This is a genomic window from Salinivibrio sp. MA427 (genome assembly GCF_001996115.1).
In the GTDB taxonomy this organism is placed as follows: domain Bacteria; phylum Pseudomonadota; class Gammaproteobacteria; order Enterobacterales; family Vibrionaceae; genus Salinivibrio; species Salinivibrio costicola.
The window spans coordinates 1-3,573 of the sequence record NZ_MUFH01000260.1; the positions used below are offsets into that span (position 1 = coordinate 1).

Genomic DNA, 3,573 nt, shown 5'->3' on the forward strand with positions numbered 1-3,573 from the left:
GTACTAAGTCTGACCAAGACAGAAAACTTAGACTCCTTATTTGGAACTTATATCTCCGTCGAGCCCGGCCAAGGTGAGTTTTCCCAGCAGTTTGTCCTGCATGAGACGCCAAAGTATCCGCAAGGACTCACTTTGATATTAGAAAGCGATGCGCGCCATTCAGTGACCCGAGGTACGCCTGTGTTGTATCGAGAAATAGAAGTAGGCACTGTCGCTAAAGTAACACTGGGTGAACTCGCTGATCGCGTTTTATTCGAGTTACACATTGCTCCCGACTATGCCTATTTAGTACGCGAGAACTCTGTATTTTGGAATCAATCAGGCGTGGATGTCTCGATAGGATTAACCGGTGCCGATTTAAAAAGCGGTACCATTGATAGTTTGCTAAAAGGCGGGATTGCTTTCTCAACCCCTGAGGACAAGCCGCTTCAGCCTATCGCTCAGGATCAACAGCATTTTTTACTCCATGATGAAGGGAAAACCGCATGGAAAGCGTGGCGGACAACGATTCCCAAGCCATGATCCCCAGGGTATCGCGCGTCTGTCGCGATACCCTTTTATCTTCATTTCCACGCCCGCATTATTTTCTTCACGCGCTGGAAAACCACTAATGATAGACTACACTATAGGAAACAAAGTTAAATTGGCATCGGGCTCCAATGAGCCTTTTCCCTAAGCCCGGAACAGGACGTACCGGGCATTTTTTTGTCATGTTAATCGAACTTAGTTAAGTAAATGCCATCGTGTTCGATCCGGATTTGTCGCTGCTTATACAAGCCACCCAGTGTCTTTTTAAAGGTTGCCTTGCTCGTACGAAACAAAGCAAAAATAGCATCAGGCGAACTTTTATCATTCAGCGGTAAGAAGCCGTCTTTGTTTTCCAGCGTACGTAAGATTTTATCGCCTAACTCATCGACCCGGGCTTTACCTGGTTTTTGTAGCGATAAATCCATTTTGCCATCGTCGCGTACATGTTTGACGTAGGCGCTGAGTTTTTTGCCAATAAACAACTTACCAAACGCTTCAGCGCGATAAATCAGTCCCCAGTGTTGATTGTCGACCACACACTTATAGCCCAGATCGGTGTTATCCGTGATCAGTACCGTGACTTTATCTCCCTGTTGCATTTTGGGCTGTGCGTCGCTAATAAACTTGTTAAATTTACGACTCGCCACAATGCGCCCTGATGCATTGTCAGTATAAACGCGCACAACATACGGTTTGCCCTCTTCCATACGCGTGCGTTGCTCACTAAATGGCACCAGCAAGTCTTTAGTCAGCCCCCAGTCAACAAACGCGCCCACTGAGTTCACCCCAACACAACGCAAGGATGCAAACTCACCCACTTGCACATAAGGCGTTTCGGTGGTCGCTATGATGTCATCTTCAGAATCGAAATAAATAAACACATCAAGGTCGTCGCCAAGCTGAGTATTCTGCGGTACATAACGCTTGGGGAGGAGAATATTGCCGTAGTCATCTCCATCCAGAAACACCCCAAAGTCTACCTGTTTGACCACAGTAAGCGTATTAAATTGGCCTAGTTTAATCATTGTCTCAACACGATAAAAAATAATGCCCCCAAGTATACGCAATTTGCACGTAAGATGCGTTGTTGATCCGACGCGTCGGAGAAAAAATACCCTTACTTTCTGTCTCTTGTTAGTCGTCGTAACCCTGTTAGGCTGGCTAAAGCAAATAAGGGGGAAACATGGCAGTATTTAATGGCGAACACATTCGGTTTAGTTTTAGCCAATTGGGCAGCGCATTCGGTAAGTCCGTTACACCAACGCCGCTAGATAACGGGCGAATTTTAACCTATGACGCCACCTTGGCGGAAAAACTCGGCTTAACCGATGCAGACATCAAAAGCGATACCTTTCGCGCGTTATTATCGGCAGAGCAACCCTTGGCCGGCCGCACGCCTTTTGCCATGAAATACACGGGGCACCAGTTTGGTCAATACAATCCAGCGCTCGGTGATGGGCGTGGCGTATTACTGGGCGAGTGGCGTGATAACAGCGGCACACTGTGGGATTGGCATCTAAAAGGGGCCGGTAAAACACCTTATAGTCGCCATGGTGATGGTCGGGCCGTGTTACGATCAACGCTCCGTGAATACTTAGCCAGTGCAGCAATGCGCGGACTTGGCATCCCAACCACGCACGCCCTCGCCATGGCCACGAGCGACACGCCCGTCATGCGTGAGCGAATGGAAACCGCAGCAACGTTATTGCGGGTGACAGAAAGCCATGTCCGTTTTGGTCATTTTGAGTATTTATTTTTTAGCCAACAACATGACGCGCTGCGTACACTGGCCGACTATGTGATTGCGCGTCATTTCCCTGAACTTGCCAAAGCCGAGCAACCGTATGCGGCATTGCTGCAAGAAATTGTCGAGCGCACCGCTGGAATGATCGCTCAATGGCAAGCCGTTGGTTTTAACCATGGCGTGATGAATACCGATAATATGTCGATCCTGGGCCAAACCTTTGACTATGGCCCCTACGCATTTTTAGATGATTTCAATCCCAGCAATATTTGCAATCACACGGATCACACCGGACGCTACGCTTTCAACCAACAACCCGCCATTGGACTTTGGAACCTCTCCGCATTGGGTTACGCATTCACACCACTGCTCGACAGCGCGGTGATCAACGACATTCTTGGCGGCTATGAACATCATTTGCAAGTGGCATATAGCAAAGCAATGCGTGATAAATTGGGCTTATCGGACGCACAGCAGGGTGATAGCCATTTATTTAATGCGCTCTTTTCATTGCTTGAGAGCGAAGGTGTCGATTATACCCTTTTCTTTCGCCGGCTCAGCGAGATTGAAAACGATGCCCTACTCACCGCACCAAGCCTCAGTCAGTTTTCAGACATGATTGCCGATACCGACAGCTTGAGTGAATGGCTAAGCGATTACCATCAACGTATCCATCATCTTGATTCGCTTGAACGACTAAACCGTATGCGAGCAACAAACCCTGGATTTATTTTGCGTAACTCTCTGGCTCAGCAAGCCATTGATGCCGCAGAACAAGGTAACATGCAACCTACGCACGATCTTATCACTGTATTAGCCGCTCCCTTTGATGCACATCCGGCATTGGCCCATCTCGCACAACGGCCCGCGGAAGAAGACAAAGATCTCACCTTGAGTTGTTCATCCTAGTGCTGAGTATTAAACACACAGATTGCTCAAGGGATTGAGTGACAGGGTCACATAATAACCTTCATTCAATCCGTCAATCATCGTCACGCGTAACCTGTTGGTAGGCGTGACACCTTGCCGCTCTGGAAGAAAAAATCCAACAGATATCACATTGATGCTTTCACAGGCCGCTTTTTTTGCTATCTTACTGGCTTCGCAACAGATAAAAATGTGAGGAAGGCTGTCCTCTATGCCACTGAAAACCGACGAGCTTCGAACCCGTGTGGTCGATACCATGCCTACGCCTGCAGAGGTGGAAGCTGCCCACCCCGTTACTGACAGTGTTGCTCACCACATAACCACCGCACGACGTGCGATTAGCGATATTCTCAATGGCCGAGACCCTAGACTAC

3 protein-coding genes and 1 pseudogene are annotated in these 3,573 nt (G+C 48.3%); 3 read left to right on the forward strand and 1 reads right to left on the reverse strand.

Annotated features, from left to right (window positions below; genetic code table 11):
* Positions 1-522: MlaD family protein (locus BZG79_RS12925; protein ID WP_199877829.1), on the forward strand; the 522-nt coding region annotated here is incomplete at its 5' end.
* Between the two features lie 191 nt (positions 523-713).
* On the opposite strand, the gene BZG79_RS12930 is transcribed toward BZG79_RS12925, so the two are convergent.
* Positions 714-1,553 (reverse strand): S1-like domain-containing RNA-binding protein, encoded by an 840-nt coding sequence (locus BZG79_RS12930; protein ID WP_077460567.1) that lies wholly within the window; start codon positions 1,551-1,553, stop codon positions 714-716.
* Between the two features lie 158 nt (positions 1,554-1,711).
* On the opposite strand from BZG79_RS12930, the gene BZG79_RS12935 reads away from it, so the two are divergent.
* Together BZG79_RS12935 and BZG79_RS16755 are read left to right on the forward strand one after the other, a co-directional pair.
* The gene (locus BZG79_RS12935) at positions 1,712-3,181 is read left to right on the forward strand and encodes a protein adenylyltransferase SelO (protein ID WP_077460568.1); all 1,470 of its coding nucleotides are present in this window, start codon (positions 1,712-1,714) and stop codon (positions 3,179-3,181) included.
* Between the two features lie 229 nt (positions 3,182-3,410).
* Positions 3,411-3,573 (forward strand): annotated as a pseudogene (locus BZG79_RS16755) (3-deoxy-7-phosphoheptulonate synthase); the annotation flags it as partial.

Excerpts from the sequence above, each read along its gene's own strand:
- BZG79_RS12935 (WP_077460568.1), top strand. The coding sequence starts at position 1,712 with ATGGCAGTATTTAATGGCGAACACATTCGGTTTAGTTTTAGCCAATTG.
- BZG79_RS12930 (WP_077460567.1), bottom strand. The coding sequence starts at position 1,553 with ATGATTAAACTAGGCCAATTTAATACGCTTACTGTGGTCAAACAGGTA.